Annotated in this window: 17 protein-coding genes; 7 read left to right on the top strand and 10 right to left on the bottom strand. The window is 44.1% G+C overall.

Going from position 1 to position 16,090, the window contains the following annotated elements:
- Window positions 1-272: 272 nt before the first annotated feature.
- Window positions 273-836: a ribosome hibernation-promoting factor, HPF/YfiA family gene (gene hpf / locus DIJ65_RS00285; RefSeq protein ID WP_071152005.1), complete on the bottom strand. Its 564-nt coding sequence runs from the start codon at window positions 834-836 to the stop codon at window positions 273-275.
- Between the two features lie 130 nt (window positions 837-966).
- Between hpf and DIJ65_RS00280 the strand changes: the two genes are divergently transcribed.
- A complete protein-coding gene (locus DIJ65_RS00280; protein ID WP_071152006.1) occupies window positions 967-1,674 on the top strand; it encodes an SDR family NAD(P)-dependent oxidoreductase in 708 nt (235 codons plus the stop codon).
- Between the two features lie 418 nt (window positions 1,675-2,092).
- On the opposite strand, the gene DIJ65_RS16445 is transcribed toward DIJ65_RS00280, so the two are convergent.
- The 6 genes from DIJ65_RS16445 to DIJ65_RS00250 form a co-directional block, all read right to left on the bottom strand.
- Complete coding sequence (locus tag DIJ65_RS16445; protein ID WP_230321280.1) at window positions 2,093-2,749, bottom strand: ComF family protein; 657 nt, start codon at window positions 2,747-2,749, stop codon at window positions 2,093-2,095.
- Complete coding sequence (locus tag DIJ65_RS00270; RefSeq protein ID WP_117299793.1) at window positions 2,746-4,074, bottom strand: ATP-dependent helicase ComFA; 1,329 nt, start codon at window positions 4,072-4,074, stop codon at window positions 2,746-2,748. Before DIJ65_RS00270 ends, DIJ65_RS16445 begins: the two co-directional genes overlap by 4 nt.
- 86 nt (window positions 4,075-4,160) lie before the next feature.
- Entirely contained in the window at window positions 4,161-4,997 is an 837-nt protein-coding gene (locus DIJ65_RS00265; protein WP_071152012.1) for a DegV family protein, read from the bottom strand.
- A gap of 87 nt (window positions 4,998-5,084) precedes the next feature.
- Window positions 5,085-5,645, bottom strand: a complete 561-nt coding sequence (locus DIJ65_RS00260; RefSeq protein ID WP_071152007.1) for a DUF4440 domain-containing protein — start codon at window positions 5,643-5,645, stop codon at window positions 5,085-5,087.
- 177 nt (window positions 5,646-5,822) lie between these two features.
- Window positions 5,823-6,497 carry a response regulator gene (locus DIJ65_RS16745; RefSeq protein WP_071152008.1) on the bottom strand — a complete coding sequence of 225 codons (675 nt, stop codon included), beginning with the start codon at window positions 6,495-6,497 and terminating at the stop codon, window positions 5,823-5,825.
- Between the two features lie 27 nt (window positions 6,498-6,524).
- On the bottom strand, window positions 6,525-7,670 hold the full coding sequence (locus DIJ65_RS00250; protein WP_071152009.1) for a sensor histidine kinase: 1,146 nt from the start codon (window positions 7,668-7,670) through the stop codon (window positions 6,525-6,527).
- 155 nt (window positions 7,671-7,825) lie between these two features.
- On the opposite strand from DIJ65_RS00250, the gene DIJ65_RS00245 reads away from it, so the two are divergent.
- Window positions 7,826-8,461, top strand: coding sequence for a YigZ family protein (locus DIJ65_RS00245; protein WP_117299795.1), 636 nt, complete (start codon window positions 7,826-7,828; stop codon window positions 8,459-8,461).
- Window positions 8,462-8,622: 161 nt separating this feature from the next.
- Window positions 8,623-9,663, top strand: coding sequence for an LCP family protein (locus DIJ65_RS00240; RefSeq protein ID WP_117299797.1), 1,041 nt, complete (start codon window positions 8,623-8,625; stop codon window positions 9,661-9,663).
- A 104-nt stretch (window positions 9,664-9,767) separates the two neighbouring features.
- On the opposite strand, the gene DIJ65_RS00235 is transcribed toward DIJ65_RS00240, so the two are convergent.
- Complete coding sequence (locus DIJ65_RS00235; RefSeq protein ID WP_117299799.1) at window positions 9,768-10,844, bottom strand: glycosyltransferase family 4 protein; 1,077 nt, start codon at window positions 10,842-10,844, stop codon at window positions 9,768-9,770.
- Window positions 10,845-11,570: 726 nt separating this feature from the next.
- On the opposite strand from DIJ65_RS00235, the gene DIJ65_RS00230 reads away from it, so the two are divergent.
- Window positions 11,571-11,879 carry a hypothetical protein gene (locus DIJ65_RS00230; RefSeq protein WP_117299801.1) on the top strand — a complete coding sequence of 103 codons (309 nt, stop codon included), beginning with the start codon at window positions 11,571-11,573 and terminating at the stop codon, window positions 11,877-11,879.
- A gap of 99 nt (window positions 11,880-11,978) precedes the next feature.
- Entirely contained in the window at window positions 11,979-12,167 is a 189-nt protein-coding gene (locus tag DIJ65_RS00225; RefSeq protein WP_117299802.1) for a CsbD family protein, read from the top strand.
- 126 nt (window positions 12,168-12,293) lie between these two features.
- On the opposite strand, the gene DIJ65_RS00220 is transcribed toward DIJ65_RS00225, so the two are convergent.
- Window positions 12,294-13,328, bottom strand: coding sequence for a YflT domain-containing protein (locus tag DIJ65_RS00220; protein WP_117299804.1), 1,035 nt, complete (start codon window positions 13,326-13,328; stop codon window positions 12,294-12,296).
- 166 nt (window positions 13,329-13,494) lie between these two features.
- Window positions 13,495-14,103 carry a YflT domain-containing protein gene (locus DIJ65_RS00215; RefSeq protein ID WP_117299805.1) on the bottom strand — a complete coding sequence of 203 codons (609 nt, stop codon included), beginning with the start codon at window positions 14,101-14,103 and terminating at the stop codon, window positions 13,495-13,497.
- A 376-nt stretch (window positions 14,104-14,479) separates the two neighbouring features.
- On the opposite strand from DIJ65_RS00215, the gene DIJ65_RS00210 reads away from it, so the two are divergent.
- Both DIJ65_RS00210 and DIJ65_RS16370 read left to right on the top strand, forming a co-directional pair.
- Window positions 14,480-15,787 (top strand): helix-turn-helix domain-containing protein, encoded by a 1,308-nt coding sequence (locus DIJ65_RS00210; RefSeq protein WP_117299807.1) that lies wholly within the window; start codon window positions 14,480-14,482, stop codon window positions 15,785-15,787.
- Window positions 15,784-16,090 (top strand): hypothetical protein (locus DIJ65_RS16370; protein WP_221930598.1); only part of this gene is annotated, 307 nt, incomplete at its 3' end. The genes DIJ65_RS00210 and DIJ65_RS16370, both read left to right, overlap by 4 nt.

The following is a 16,090-nucleotide window of genomic DNA, read 5'->3' as shown; positions in this document are numbered from 1 at the left end:
CATATGTCTATAAGCTGTAAAACCCAGTAATTGTCCGGAACATCCATTGATTTCCGAAAAATCTCATTCCTCATTTTAACACTGCAAAGAGGAGCGTGCAAACAAAGAAGAGCAGGCGAAACAGCAGCTTCCCGACCTGCCGGGCATCCGATGGCCGAGATTTCAGGCACCGGCTGCTCCCTTGCCCGAATGTTTTGCAGACGCAGAAAAAGCTGTGCAGAATGAAGATTCCGCACAGCTTTTCAGGTTACATCTATTTTTTGTTTTCCGGATCAGGAAGAGCTTGTTTCAATCAAACCATAGGTGCCGTCTTTGCGTTTGTAAACGATGTTGGTGTCATTTGTTTCTGCATCTGTAAAGACAAAGAAATTATGTCCCAGCATGTTCATCTGCAGCACCGCTTCTTCTTCGTCCATCGGTTTAAGGTCGAATTGCTTCGTGCGCACAATTGTGAAATCTTCCTCTGTCTCTTCTTCTTCATTTTTCAAGCTGTTGTCGAACATAACAAAAGCTTTGCCCGTCGGTTCACGATCACGGAATTTACGGTTTACTTTCGTTTTATATTTACGAATTTGTCGTTCAAGTTTTCCTACGATCAAATCCACTGCTGCATATAATTCTTCATGCCGTTCTTCGGCACGCAATGTCAAATTCTTCATCGGTATGGTAATTTCAACTTTGGATTGGCTGTTATTGATGGCCTTCAGGTTGACCATTGCGTTGGCGTTGGTCCCTTCAGGGAAGTAACGCTCAATTTTTTCGACTTTTTTTTCAATGTGTTCTCGAATTGCTGGAGTTACTTCGATGTTGTCACCTTTAATATTAAATTGCAGCATAATTAACTCCTCCTTCTTAATCTCTTACACTCTTACATTTCTACATGTTCCCTTTGGATTCCTTCTTAAAACCCAAATAGTTTCATCAAGATAAATTCCAGGTAAACTATACGATAAGGAGGTGAAGCCGATGTTTACGAATAAGCTTGTCATCGTTACAGGTGCGGCGCAGGGGATCGGCAACAGCATTGCCCGCCATTTTGCCGGAGAAGGAGCAAAAGTGATCGGCCTCGATATTGAACAGGTTTCCATTGAAGGCGTCGAATACAGGCAGTGCGATGTTGGGGATTTTCAGCAGGTCAAAGAAGTCATGGAAGGAATCCATGCCGATTACGGCGCTATCCATGTGATGATCAATAATGCCGGAATATCGGAATTCCAGTCGCTGTGGGAAGTGACAGAAGAAGACTGGAACCGGGTCTTGGATACGAATCTGAAGTCGGTCTTTATCTGCAGCCGGGAAGCGGCCAGATTCATGTCAGAAGATATCCGTTCCATCGTCAATATGGCTTCAACCCGTGCTTTTATGTCGGAACCGCATACAGAATTATATTCGGCATCCAAAGGCGGGATTTACGCCCTGACCCATTCACTTGCCGCTTCCCTGAGCGAAAGGGGCATCCGGGTAAATTCCATCGCTCCAGGATGGATCCATACGGGGGATGCCTCCGACTTGCGGGACATTGACCATCAGCAGCATTGGAGCGGCCGGGTCGGTGATACTTCCGACATTGCCCGCGCATGCCTGTTCTTATCCAATCCGCAGAATTCCTTTATTACAGCGGAATGCCTGACGATCGACGGCGGCATGACAAGAAAAATGATTTATGAGCATTAGGAAAAGCGACAGCGAGAGATAGCCCAAACTTGTTTGGGCCTATCTCTTGCGACGAAGCAGCGCAGCGATGCAGGAGCAATAAGGGGTTAGACAGAACAGCGAAGTGGCATTTTTTGCCACGCAGCTGATTTGACTTATATCCCGAAGAGCTAGGCACTGGAGACTAGACACTGGGCTGGCTTATGACCCGAAGAGCTGGGCCGCTGGAGTCTGGACATCGAAAAGCGACAGCGCCCGTTAAGCTCTGACAGGCATAAGACAGACCAGCGAAGCGGCATCCGCCGCGCAGCTGAGCTGGCTTATGACCCGAAGAGCTGGCCCGCTGGAGTCTGGACATCGAAAAGCGCTTTCCAAAAACCATCATACTAAAAAAGACGGGCATCCATTTGGCCGTCTTTTTAATGCTAAGTATTCTTTGTTAAGCCCGTATCAGCGCTACAAAAGTGATTTCCTCAGCTCCTGCATCCTTCAGCAGTTTGGCGGCAAGCCGCAGCGTCGTTCCGGTCGTATACATATCATCAACCAGTACAATTTTCTTGGGCAAGGGATGGCCGTTCAGTGCAAATAAGCCGCGCGTCTCCCTTCGCTCTTCCCTGGTTTTCTCCCCCTGGATTTCTTCGTTTTTAATAAGAAGATGCAGGTAGTCCACCCCTCCAAATTCCAGCATCCTGTCGACCTGCGCAAAAGTCCGTCGCTTTAACTTCAAGTGGTTCATTGGAATGGGCACGGCAACCGCTCTGGTTTTCTTGATTGATTTCGCCAGTTCTTCTGCAAACACCTCAGCCAAAACCGCATCCTGCAGAAATTTGTATTGATGGAAAAATTCTTTCATAGCCGGATTATAGGAATACAGGCATTTTCCAGAGTCGAGCACTGCAGCGAATTCCGTTGTTTCCCAATGGCTGCACTCGCCGCATAACTCCAGGCCCGAAGCTCCACAGATCCGACAGCCGGCAGGGGCCTGTTCGAACGAATCCCTGCAGAGTCTGCAGATGGTTTCTGGTTTATCCAAAAAGAACAGATCTCTCCAGGAGGGATCTGACGCCATTTTATTGCCGCATAAATAACAATTCACCTGCACCCCGCCTTGTTGTAGGATTTTATAAGCTTGCGCGCATTGTCCATCTGCCAGGATACGCCATTATGAAAAAATATGACTTGTCCATCCGGAAAGATACTTGACCGTCCGGCGCGTCCCGCCATTTGAATCAGCGCTGATGCCCCAAAAACTTCTTCATCCGCCCCGACTACGCCGACCTGCACATTATCGATGGTGACGCCCCTCTCCAGTATTGTTGACGTGAGGATGCCAGGAATTTCTCCTCGCCGCAGTTTCATGACTTTTTCTTTCCGGTCGGCATCTTGGGAATGGACCGCTTCAATACGGCTGTCCATCTCTTTGAATAAAGGTTCAGCCTGACGGATCATTTCGATTGTCGGGAAAAAAAGCATGAAGGGTTCCTGCTGTTCCAATTTCTGTTTGATCCATTCGACCAGTTTTGCCGGAATCCTATTGGAGCGGAACGCTCTTTTGTAATTCCAGAGCGGTTGATAGATGGGAACTGGCAGCGGATGACCATGAAAACGGCGAAATATTTTTGATTGATTCGGAACGCTTTCCAATAATTTTTGGGAAGGCGTTGCTGAAACATAGAAAACCGGGGCGCCCGGTTTTAACGATTTGGAAACTGCGCGCTCCAGTGCCGGATCATAGGAATACGGAAAAGCATCCGCTTCGTCGACGATTACCAGATCAAAAGCCTTTTGGAACCGGTAGAGTTGATGTGTGGTGGCCATGACCAGTTGAGCAAAACCTTTTTCAAAAGTTGAGCCGCCATAGAGCGTATGGATGATAATGTCCGGAAAAACCGCTTTTAGCCGCGGCGACAATTCCAGCACCACATCCGTACGGGGAGCCGCAATGCAAATGCGTTTTCCCTGGGAGAGCGCCTGATGAAGCGGTGGAAACAATAATTCAGTTTTTCCTGCACCGCAGACAGCGTATACCAGATGGGACCTATTTTGTCGCAGGCTTTCCCCAAGTTCGTCGGAAGCCTGTTGTTGGAGGTTTGTGAGTTCGCCATTCCATTTGAATGAATGGGAATAAGGGGCAATAACATGGGGTTCTTTCCAGCTGATCAGATCAGTGCACGAACTGACTCTGCCCATCCGGATGCAGTGGCGGCAGTAATGGCATTGGCCAGCGCATCTTGCACATCTGAAGGCCACAATTTTTTCCGGTCCATTTTCCAGGCACCGGGCGCATTGCAATCCGTCCGTGATGCCTTTATGAACGGCAACGAATCCTTCCCTGACCGCTTGCTCAATCATTTCTTTCGGAAAAGGCGTAAATTCGCGCAGCCAGATTCTGCCAAGCAAAAAATCCTGCAGTTCTTTCATGCTCCAACTCCTTTGCAAATTAAAATCAATACCAGAAAATATTGTATTGCACAGACTGGTTCAGGGGTAAAAAAAGCCTCGGCAGGTTACTGTTTCACCCAGCCAAGGCCCATTGCGCCTTCTCCCAAATGGATACCGATTACCGGTCCGAAATAAGAAATATCAAATTGTACTGAAGTGAACCGCAGTTCCAGCTCTTTTTTCCACTGGACAGCTTCTTCATCGCGGTTCGCATGGATGATGGAAGCTTTTATCGGCTCCCCCGAGCGAACGTCTTCCTCCAGCAAAGCCACCATGCGGTTCAACGCCTTTTTGCGGGTGCGCACTTTTTCGAAAGGAACAATCATCGTATTGCGGAAATGCAGCAATGGCTTTATTTGCAGCATGCCGCCGACCATTGCCTGGGCCCCCGACAACCTTCCTCCGCGCTGGAGGTGTTTCAGGTCTTCGACCATGAAATAGCCGCGCATCGAATGTTTCATCTGATCGAGCCTGCTCAGGATTTCCCTGGCCCCTGCCCCCTGCTTCGCCATTTTTGCCGCTTCCAGCGCATAGAACCCTTGCATCGCGCACGATATCTCGGAGTCAAAAGTAAAGACTTCCACGTTTTCAGCCATCTGCCCTGCCTGGACTGACCCGGAAAACGTTCCACTGATGCCACTGGACAGATGAATGGACACAATTTCGTCGTAATGCTCTGCCAATTGCTCGTATAAATCGATGAATTTACCGATTGGAGGCTGTGAGGTTTTCGGCAATTGGGTTTCGGACTTGGCGTAAAATTCCTGAAACGTCAATTCACATTCTTCCTCGAACGACTCCGATCCGAAAGTGACCTGGAGCGGAATCATATGTATATTGTGCTTTTCACGGACAGCTGCTTCAAGATATGCCGTGCTGTCGGTAACTACTGCTGTTTTCACCATACACCATCCTCCTTCTCTATTTTATCAAATAATGCACAAATGACTACACATAAAACAACTTCCCGCCGGAAACGGGAAGGGCACTTATTGGTTGCCTATAAAGTGAAGGCCGCTTACTTTCCATCCGGCAGTTTCCTTTTTGAAAATCACCACTTGTCTGCCGGTCTGCTGAGTTTCAGCACCTGACTCCTCCTCTGAGACACTCACTGAAATTTCAGCGAATACTTCCGCTCGTTCAGGTGTGAACTTAACAATTGTCTCGTTCGAAGTGGTGTATTCTGTGTCATACGCTGCAAACGCCTCCTCAAGCGCAAGCCTGTCTTCGTCACGATCAAAACCTTCCGGCTCTTCAGCGATGATGGCCATATAACGTTCCATGTCTTCAGCATTAAACGCTGCGATGTATTCACCGTATGCTTCCAGAAGCGCCGCTTTTTCTTCTTCCGGAGTTTGCGCTTCGATCACTTGCCCATCATCGGTCATCGTGAAGCCGGCGGATTTGTCTTCCATGCCGTGGTCTAATGTATTGTTTTCATTTTCCAGATTGCTGTCATCGACCGAATTTGTGTTTTCAGCCTCATTATTCTCATCTGAACATGCTGTCAAAAGCAGCATCAACCCCACTGCCAGTGTCATTTTTTTCATCGGGCATTCCTCCTGCGCTTCATTTTGACACAGGAACTTCTATATTTCAATGAAGAAACTGTGTCAATATCCTTGGCAAATCAAGTGCTGCCGCCTTTTTACTTCTGCAGCCCATTGTTTTTTTATGCGTGAAATAAAAGAAGTGCGATGGCAATAGCCAGCGCACTGAAAATTTTATTATCGTACTTCCACCCAGCCATTTTTAATCGCTGTAACGACCGCTTGTGTACGGTCGTTCACCTGCATTTTTTGAAGAATGCTGGACACGTGGTTTTTCACCGTTTTTTCTGAGATGAACAAAGTTTCACCAATAACCCGGTTGCTTTGTCCGTCCGTCAATAACTGCAGGACTTCACTCTCACGTTTCGTAAGCAGGTGATATGGACGCCGGATTTCAGTTTGATGAAACGATCCTTTGTTTTCACGTTCACTCAGACGGCGGAATTCCATCACGAGATTGCGGGTAACTTTCGGATGAAGATAAGATCCGCCTTTGGCCACAACTTTGATGGCCTGAATAATTGCCTCAGCATCCATCTCTTTCAGCATATAACCAAGTGCACCAGTCTTCAATGCATGGGTTACGTAGGATTCATCATCGTGAATCGACAGCATAATGACTTTCGCTTCCGGATGTTTCTCCATCAGCTCTCCCGTCGCCTCCACACCGTTTTTCTGGGGCATATTGATATCCATCAATATGACATCGGGTTTGTTTTCTTCATACAACTTTATGACTTCCGTTCCGTCGCCGCCCTCGGCAACAACTTCAAAAGTGTCTTCGAAGTCAAGAATCCTTTTTACTCCTTCACGGAATAATTGGTGATCGTCTACAATAATAATTTTCGTCATTATGTTGTCCTCCTCAAATACCGTATCTTATTTACCCAGTTCATAGGGGACTTGAAACATCAGGACTGTTCCTTCCCCAAGACTGGAATTTATGATGAAATCTCCATTGATCAAATCGATCCGTTCTTTCATCCCGATCAATCCAAATGATTGGTTTTTCACAATGCTTTGATCAAAACCGGTGCCATTATCGCTGACGGCAATGTTCACGTGTCCTTTCAGCCATTCCATATTCACTTCTATGGCTGTTGCTTTGCCGTGCCGAAGCGCATTGGAAATCGCTTCCTGGACCAGCCGGAAAATTGACGTTTCAAAAGTTGACGGCAATCTTCTTTCAGTGCCGTGGCAATCGAAAGCAAGAGTGGCACCAGGATTGTAACCCTCGATGGTTTCAAGATACTTCCTGAGAGTAGGCACCAACCCCAAATCGTCAAGAGCCATGGGCCGGAGGTCATAAATGATCCGGCGGACTTCCGTCAAGGCGTGGCGGACCATTTCCTTAAGGGAAGAGATTTCCCGAAACGCCGGTTCAGGACCTTTTTCACGGTAGGTCCGTTCGATCAGGTCGGACCTGAGCAGAACATTCGCCATCATCTGCGCCGGTCCATCATGGATTTCGCGTGACAGCCGTTTTCTTTCTTCTTCTTGCGCTTCGATGATCCGCAGGCTATAATCGTGATTTAGCTGTGGTTTTTTGATGGCATCTTCAACCTCGTCCAAATCGGAAGAGAGATAATTCATGGAGATATTCAATTGATTGACAAGCCTCTCAGCCCGTTCAATAGTCTGTAGTAAAGCCTGCAGACGCCGTTGCAGCCGATCCCGTTTTTGACGATATTTCTTTTCTTCGGATCTGTTGGCCGACAATTGGAGCTGCAAATTATTGGCGTTTTCGTAAGATTGGCGAATCTCCTGTTCCGTGTAGGAATTGAATGAACCCGAAACTTCTGCCAGGCGCCTTCTTGCGGCCCGCGTTTTTTCTTCCAGTAAATCACCGGTTTTTATGACAGCAGAAATGTTCAGCCGCACTTCTTCAAGTTCGTCCTTCATCTCTTCATAACCCCGGCGACTTTGCTCGCTTATCATGAAAATATCTTTTTTGGACTGCTCCATTTTGGAGAGCAATCCATCATAAATGGAATCCAATTCTTTTCCATCTTTTTTTTGGGACATTTCAAAACCGCCTTAGATAATCTCCTTGCTGATGTGACAATTCTTGCTTCTTTATGCCTGTATAGGCTTTTACAAGTATATCACTATATAAGTAAGGTAATATTAAATATACATTACAAATTATCTGATTCTATTTTACAACAGGGGGTTTTAAATTGCGAGAATCTTACATGACTGCGGGCAGTTCGGCCAGTGCTGAACTGCTTATACAAAAATCAAGATTCATCGGTTGTGCCGCCAGAGCCGAATCGGAGCAGCAGGCGCTCAATTTCATCAATTCCATTAAAGAACAGCATCGATCGGCAAACCATAATTGCTCAGCCTATATGCTGGGAGAACATGATTCCATCCAAAAAGCGAACGATGATGGGGAACCTGGCGGAACTGCAGGCGTTCCAATACTGGAAGTTTTGAAAAAGAAGCATTTAAAAGATACCGTGATTGTTGTAACCCGCTATTTTGGAGGAGTTAAATTAGGGAGTGGCGGACTGATCCGCGCATACGGAAAAGCGGCATCGGAAGCACTGTCAGCTGCTGGCATCGTCGAAAGGCGCCTGCATTCCCTGATGAAAATCTCAATCGATTACACCTGGCTCGGCAAAGTGGAAAACGAAGTCCGCCAGTCCGATTATCCATTGAAAGACATTGACTATGCCGAAGGGGTCAATCTATACGTGCATGTTCCGATTGCTGAAGAAGAAAGTTTCACAGCGTGGATTAAAGATCTGACAAACGGCCAATCTTCCTCCATTTGCACGGGAAAGGAATATCTGGAATTCCCCGTTACTTGAGCACCAATATTTACTCAAGCCTAAAAACGCTGTATAATAAGTAGATTGCAATACTATCTTGTGTTTTATAAAATCTTACACTTTTCATATAGAAGAAATCGATTGGAAAAACCTGAATTCGACACTCGGTTAGCCCATTCCCACTCAGAGGAGCCATAACCATGAACCGTAAAAAATACCGCAAATCAAAATCATCCAAAAAAAGGACCGCCATCAAAATTGCATTGACTCTTGCAGTATCGTTGTTGCTGTGCATTTCCGCATATGGCATCTACTTGGTCAAAAAAGCTGAGAATGCCGCCAACAATGCCTTTGAAACTGCAGGCGACCGTGAAATGTCCGATTTGCGCGATGAAAAAGTGGAACCGCTCCATGATGATATTTCGATTCTGTTCATCGGAGTCGACGACAGCAGCAAACGCGATCAGAATTCCGGCAGTATCCGATCGGATGCGTTGGTTCTCGCCACCCTCAACAATGAGGACAAATCAGTTAAGCTGGTAAGTATCCCGCGCGACACCTACACATTTATACCGGATGCAGGAAAAGAAGACAAAATCACACATGCCTACGCTTATAACGGACCAAGTTCGACAATTGAATCTGTCGAAAATCTGCTTGAGATTCCTGTCGATTATTACGTCAGAATGGATTTTGAAGCGTTCATAGATGTAATTGATGCACTTGACGGCATTACTGTCGATGTTCCTTACGATTTGGAAGAGCAGGATGAGTTCGATAACGCAGGTGCCATCAGCCTCGACGAAGGCATCCAGAAAGTTGACGGCAGTGAAGCTTTGGCCCTTGCCCGGACACGCCATTACGATAATGACATTGAACGCGGAAAAAGGCAGCAGATGATTTTGCAGGCGATTATGGACAAAGCTGTATCTGCCGGTTCTTTTACCAAGTACGCCGATGTCATCGATGCAGTCGGTGACAACATGAAAACGAACCTTACTTTCAAGGACATGCAGTCGTTTTTTGAATACGCCAAAAACGGCAAACCGGATGTTGAAACCATCACACTTGATGGCTATGATGATATGTCGACAGGAATCTATTACTGGCAACTTGAGCAAGAGTCCCTGATGGAAGTCCAGGATATACTGCAAAGTCATTTAGGGCTGAAGCCCGACACTTCCTCTTTCTCTGACAGTGATGCATCCGAGTTCGGCAATGCAGCCTATAATAACGAATGAATGCAAGAGAAGGCAGGCCATCCCAGGCCTGCCTTCTTCTATTTCAACTATTTTCACGAATAAAAAAGACTGGTTACAAATCTGATGATTTGTAATCAGTCTTTTTACTTGCCGATCATTTTGACCAGATTAATCAATGGACGGTAATTTTTCCCTGCCAGTCCAACAACTTCCACGAATAATTCGATGGCCAGAAGCATCACTCCCAGAAGAAGTAACCCCCCCCACAAAGTTGCCTGTGAGAACAGCAATGCTGCCAGTCCAAACAATGCGGCAATGCCATAAATGATCAGAACTGTCTGCCTGTGGGAAAATCCGATATTCAACAGACAATGGTGTAAATGCGATTTGTCGGCAGCAGAAATCGGCTGCTTTTCACGTACACGCCTTACAATCGCAAAGAAAGTATCCGAAATCGGAACTCCCAGCATGATAATCGGAATGATCAATGCCACCATCGTTACGTTCTTGAATCCCATCAGGGCCAGTACCGAAATCATAAAGCCAAGGAATAGCGCCCCGGTATCCCCCATGAATATCTTCGCCGGATGGAAATTATAAACGAGGAACCCGATGGAACTGGCTGCCAGGATAGCCGCTGTCGACATGACAAACACATCGCCCATAATAAAGGCCATAATGGAGAGAGTGATCAGAGCCACGGAAGAAACACCCGCCGCTAAACCATCCAGTCCATCAATCAGGTTAATGGCATTCGTAATCCCGATAATCCAAATAATCGTCAGTGGGATACTGAAATAACCAAAATCGATTTCCCCCCCGAAGGGAAGGTTGATGAATGAAATTTCGAGTCCGCCGCCAACTACAACAATGGTAGCCGCCAATAACTGCCCCAGCATTTTGGCTTTCGCTGTGATTTCAAGCATATCATCGAACAAACCCGTAATGATTATGATAAATGCACCGATAATAATGGCTGTTGTAATCGGTATGAAAGCAGGTTCAACTGCATTGGAAATCGGATCTACCGGCTTTAAAATGAAGTAGCCGATCAAAAACGATCCAAATATGGCTAATCCACCGAGCCGCGGCATAATTCGCGCGTGGACTTTCCTGTAATTTGGCCGGTCCACTGCTCCAACTCTGAAAGCCAGCCGCTTTACCAGAGGCGTCAGGAGAATTGAAGCAATAAACGCCAAAACCAAAACGAGGTATAACATATCTTTCCTCCTCAAAAATTCGTATACACATAGAAATCCAATGCTATTATAGCACAAATTTACCTGTGGCACATCTTCCTTCTTATTCCATTTAGACGTAAGCGGGCAAAAATAGTTCCGCATTTTAACGACAGCTTTTTGAAAGCACCCGCATTCCTTATTCCTTTCTTTTTACTGCCTTATCCCTGTTTTTACTTCACTGCTTTCGGAAAAGGATGTTCACTGAAGAATTGATCCTGCTGTTTCACCGGACTTCAAAACCGCCTGGCCGTAAACGAGGTTTTGCAGTTATTTCCAATAGAAACCCTTCCTCGGATTCTTCAATTTTGGCATCGAAAAATGCAGTTGAACTGCTTTAATTCCGCTGTTGGATACGTCAACCCAAACAGCCTTCATATTAGGAAAGCTGAAATTTTCACAAGCTCTTCCATAGTAACCGGATTTCCAGCCGGATTATACGTGCCGTTAGTTTTATTTTCCACGCTGCTCACTGTGAATTTCGCCGGATCCGGCCGTGGGAATCTTTGCCTTTCCTTCGTTTTCAATATAAACCTCCGCTGAGCGAAACTGTCAGCGGTATGCAGGCATAGAACGAAGTCACCCGCACCAGTAAAATTTTCATAATTCGCCGTCACACCCAAATTGATTTTAGTAGTATTTCTGTTGGAACCTGTTATAATAAAATATAGTTAGAATATTTTAAAAATACAGGGGTGCAAATACAGCATGAATGGCAATCTGCAATTTTATACAAGTTTAACGGACTGGTCTGATCGGGATGAAGCAGCTGTTTTGAAAATGCAGCATACAGAACGAGCCGAATTGGCCAAAACCATTACTTGCGCAGGATTACTTGTCGACCTATCCATGGACCAACATGCCGAAGTCAGGGAAAGTGTGGCGAAGAATTCGTTTACACCGCTCAACACCCTAAAACGATTAGCAGAAGAAGATCTTTGCACCAGCATTCAGAATGCGGCAGAAGAGACTCTCGAAGCCATTCAAAATCAGCCTGTACCAAAAAACTTTCAGTGATTCACTGAAGGTTTTTTTATATCAGTACTGCCCTCTGCACGTTTAGTTCCTCTAAATTCGGATATACAAAAGATAAATGAACAGAAGGAGGAACAGGATATGAGCAAAGATGGATTTTCAGATAAAGTAAAAGGTGCAGTCAGCAAAGGCAAAGGCGAACTGAAAGATCAGGTAGGCAATGCCACTGATGATAAACAAAAGCAGCGGGAAGGTAAGACGGATAAAACAAAAGGTGACTTCCAGGATGCTGCCGGTGATTTCAAGAACAAGATGAACAAGGACAAATAATTTACATCCGGCCGTTTTGGCCGGATTTTAATTGGAATTTTTTAAAAAAAGGGTTCCGCTCATTCACTTGAGCGGAACCCTTTTTGTGTCCTGCTAAGTAAGCAGCAGGACACATACCGCGGCTGCTTAAAATAGTCTTGGTGTAGGTGGTGTAGATGTTTTCTTTTCGACGTCTTCGTGGAATGGTCTCGCATCTCTTGGATTCTGGCGGTTATCCACATCATCATTTCCGTCAAGCTTATGTTTCGGATCGTCGTTCCCGTTTCTATCGCGGTTCTGATGATCATCATTGCCTCTGATCAGATGTTCTTCTTCCGAATCTCTGCCAAATGGAGCCGGTCCCAGATTGGGATCCACACCAGGGGAAGGTTCATCCTGTCTCCGGTTTATCCCTTCTTCCCGGTTCAGGTCTTCTTCCTGAGCTTCCGTCTCCAGTTGTGGTTCATGATCAAAGCTTTTTTCTTTCAATGAAGCTTCATCTTCGTGTTTACGATCCGTAGTCGGATGAATGGTATCGCCTTCAAGACGAGAGTCTCTGGTCTTGTTGCCATAGCCAGGATCGGCATGCTGATCTTCGCGACGAACTTCAGAGGTATAGATTCTTTCTGAATCCCGTGCAATCGGCCGAGAAGACGGCTCTGCCGTTTCTGTTCTGTCACGGTCAATATCAGCTCGTACATCCGGGTCTCTGATTTTTTCATCATTGAACTTTTGTCCATCCCGCTCAATATCCCGTCCGAATGGAGTAAATGCGGTATTCCGTTTGCTTTCGTCAATATCAACGGTTCTGGTATCGTCACCGAAGGAAGCAGCATTGTCTCTTTCCCTTCCGAATGACTGGCCATCCGTATACAACAGAATTGCGCCTTTTTTAATATCTTCACTGTATCTTTGCACTGCTGGCTCATCGAGGTCCAGGTCTCTCAACCTGGAATCGACGGCATCTTCCCCACTGAAGAAAGATTTGAATTTGGTGGAAAATGATTCCGCCTCTTGCTTGTCGACATTCGAGCGGCTTTCATAGGAATTGAAAACATCCTTGTCCCTTGCCAGTACATGAATATCGCTTTCACTGTAACCGTGCATCTTCAGTTGCTCTATCCGTTGTTCCATTTCTTCCTGGCTGTATACAATTTCAAATTCTCTGTTTGTCGGTTCCATTATCTTTTCAGCCTCCTGTAAAATCGTCTTATTTTTGTTTACCCGAACTATCTGAAAAATAAAACCTATCTATAATGCCATCTACTCTGATCCAGAAAAACGAAATACGGAAACGGCATTTAAGAAGATATGACAAACCCCTTTCTTCTATAAGAAAGGGGGATTTTTATTTATACTTTTTATCACTCTTTGTATGCTTTTCGGCTTCGCTTGTACCGCCTCTCGCCTTTTTGATTTCAGGTTTCTCCTGTGTGGTAAATGAAAAGTGATTGTCATCTTTAATCAAAGTAGGATCGTTGAGGAAAGATTCGCCATGGGCAAATCTGTCTTCCTGTTCATCAAAGTTATTATCAACGGAGTTGATATATTGATGGCGTTTTTCATCAGAGGGGTCAGTTCCTTCTGCATTATTCAATTCCCCTTCTTCTAACGCTTCCAATATTCCGGCGCGCTCCTCTTCTGTATAAAGCAGGATTCCGCCTTTAGCGACATCCGCAGTATAACGCTCCGTTTCCTCTTCGTTCAAGCCGAGGGATTTAATCCCTTCCCGGACACTGCCTTCACCGCTGATGAAGCCTTTGAATTTATCTTTAAAGGAATTAACCTTTTCACCTTCCGCTCCAGTCCGGTTTTCAATCGAATCCAGACGATCACTGTCCTGCGCCACAAGATGTATGTCACTTTCACTATAGCCCTGTTTTTTCAGATCATCGATCTTGTGCATCAGATCTTCCTCGGAAAACACCACAGCTAACACATTTTTCTCTTTTTCCATAATAAGAACCTCCAAAAAAGATATTTGTCATTACGCTACTTTACCCCTAAGCCTGGAACCGTTAAACTTTTTGTGTAAATACTGAATAAATATTTGTGGCCAACTTTACCCGAACACTAAATTATAATAGGTATTTTTTACCTTTTTATTATATTTCCCGTAAAGCATAATAAAAAAAGCAGTTTATTTTGAAAATTGATGATAAGATGGTAAAAAAAGAGATATACTAAAGTATACTTAAGATGTGGAGGCGGAAATTATCGTACTAAACAATCTTACTACTTCGCACTTTTCTAAAGTTCCGGAGAAGTTTGAAAGTAACTTTCCTACATGGATGATTAAAGTTATGCCCATGCAAACGGAAAGGAGAGAATCAATGGAAACAGGAATGCGGATTAAATACAATCGATTGAAAAAAAGAATGAGTTTAGAAGATTTAGCTGCCGATATTCTCTCAGTTAGAGAACTTAAAAAAATTGAAAGTGACACCAAAGAGCCGTCATTAAGTGAGTTGGAAGCAATTTGTAAAAAATTAGAAATTCCTCTTGCACCAAAAGAAAATCCGGTAGGTAATGTATTGGTCAAAAATTTTAAGAACTCGCTTTTACATCCTAAGAATAAAGCTAAAATTATGGAACAGTATGCTGATATATATAATCACCCACTATTACATGCTAATGAAGATGTGGAATTGGAATATAACATTCAACAAATCCGCTATTTCATAATTACAGGAGACTTGGATAGTGCTGAAGATAAAATCAGAGAAATCGAAGGTTATAAGGAGTTTATGAATCAAGAACAATTTTATTTGTTTCATAAATATAATGGAAATTACAATTATATTTTAAGAGACTTCGAACAATCGTTAAAAACCTATTTACTCGCAGATAAGATTGCTCCCTCAACAATTTCTACTTCGGAATTAGGAGATCTATACTATTCTATAGGCCTTGCTGCATCACAAGGCTGGCATATTACTTTGGCTAAAAAATATTCTGAAATGGCTTTAAAAATTTATCAACAAGAATTCGTACCAAAGAGGATAGTAGAGTGTCATCTTACGATTGCCATTAATGAAAAGAGAAATGGTAACTTTAAGAAAGCAAAAGAACATTTTAAGCACGCTTTGACTATTGGCAGTAAATTAGATCATGAACCATTAAAGTTTGATACTGAATATAATTATGGATATTTCTTTTTCCAATTCCAAGAATTTGAATTAGCGTTAAAACATCTTGAAAACGCATTGCAATTTAAACCTTATGAGTACACTTCGGATATATTGTTAGGGTACTGCCTCATGATAAAATGCTACATTGAATTAAACAATATGTCTGAGGCAAAACAATTACTGTATAAAGGTTATAACATGATTAAAGAAAAAAACCTTAGTTTATCTACACCATCTAATGATTCTTTTAAAGCAGTTTATAGTGAATTCATGTGCCTGTATTACTTCATGGAAAATAGAACCGAGGATTTTGAAAAACAATTTATTGAAAGTTTAATTCCTGTACTTAAATCTCAAAATAAACATTTTGAAATAGGTTTTTATTTTTGTTTATTAGGAAATACCTACGTTATGGAAAATGATTTCTATAAAGCTTCGATAGCTTTTAAAAAATCTAATGAAGCTTTTAAAAGCTTACTGACAATTAATGAGGAGTGGGAAGAATCATGAAAAAATTTGCTTTTGCAGGTGTGTTAGCTACTTTATTATTACTAAGTTTAAGTTTGAATCCATATCTTGAAACTACTGACAAGCATCCCCAGCCTTGGAGCATTCAGTTCGATTTGGCTGACAAGCATCCTCAACCTTGGAGCATTCAGTTCGATTTGGCTGACAAGCATCCTCAGCCTTGGAGCATTCAGTTCGATTTGGCTGACAAGCATCCTCAGCCTTGGAGCATTCAGTTCGATTTGGCTGACAAGCATCCTCAGCCTTGGAGCATTCAGTTCGATTTGGCTGACAAGCATCCTCAGC

This window comes from Planococcus salinarum (assembly GCF_007004625.1).
Lineage (GTDB): Bacteria > Bacillota > Bacilli > Bacillales_A > Planococcaceae > Planococcus > Planococcus salinarum.
Note: the sequence above shows the minus strand (reverse complement) of the source record. Positions and strands in the feature narration are given on the sequence as shown.

Excerpts from the sequence above, each read along its gene's own strand:
- hpf (WP_071152005.1), bottom strand. The coding sequence starts at position 836 with ATGCTGCAATTTAATATTAAAGGTGACAACATCGAAGTAACTCCAGCA.
- DIJ65_RS00280 (WP_071152006.1), top strand. The coding sequence starts at position 967 with ATGTTTACGAATAAGCTTGTCATCGTTACAGGTGCGGCGCAGGGGATC.
- DIJ65_RS00270 (WP_117299793.1), bottom strand. The coding sequence starts at position 4,074 with ATGAAAGAACTGCAGGATTTTTTGCTTGGCAGAATCTGGCTGCGCGAA.
- DIJ65_RS00260 (WP_071152007.1), bottom strand. The coding sequence starts at position 5,645 with ATGAAAAAAATGACACTGGCAGTGGGGTTGATGCTGCTTTTGACAGCA.
- DIJ65_RS16745 (WP_071152008.1), bottom strand. The coding sequence starts at position 6,497 with ATGACGAAAATTATTATTGTAGACGATCACCAATTATTCCGTGAAGGA.
- DIJ65_RS00250 (WP_071152009.1), bottom strand. The coding sequence starts at position 7,670 with ATGTCCCAAAAAAAAGATGGAAAAGAATTGGATTCCATTTATGATGGA.
- DIJ65_RS00240 (WP_117299797.1), top strand. The coding sequence starts at position 8,623 with ATGAACCGTAAAAAATACCGCAAATCAAAATCATCCAAAAAAAGGACC.
- DIJ65_RS00235 (WP_117299799.1), bottom strand. The coding sequence starts at position 10,844 with ATGTTATACCTCGTTTTGGTTTTGGCGTTTATTGCTTCAATTCTCCTG.
- DIJ65_RS00230 (WP_117299801.1), top strand. The coding sequence starts at position 11,571 with ATGAATGGCAATCTGCAATTTTATACAAGTTTAACGGACTGGTCTGAT.
- DIJ65_RS00225 (WP_117299802.1), top strand. The coding sequence starts at position 11,979 with ATGAGCAAAGATGGATTTTCAGATAAAGTAAAAGGTGCAGTCAGCAAA.
- DIJ65_RS00220 (WP_117299804.1), bottom strand. The coding sequence starts at position 13,328 with ATGGAACCGACAAACAGAGAATTTGAAATTGTATACAGCCAGGAAGAA.
- DIJ65_RS00215 (WP_117299805.1), bottom strand. The coding sequence starts at position 14,103 with ATGGAAAAAGAGAAAAATGTGTTAGCTGTGGTGTTTTCCGAGGAAGAT.
- DIJ65_RS00210 (WP_117299807.1), top strand. The coding sequence starts at position 14,480 with ATGGAAACAGGAATGCGGATTAAATACAATCGATTGAAAAAAAGAATG.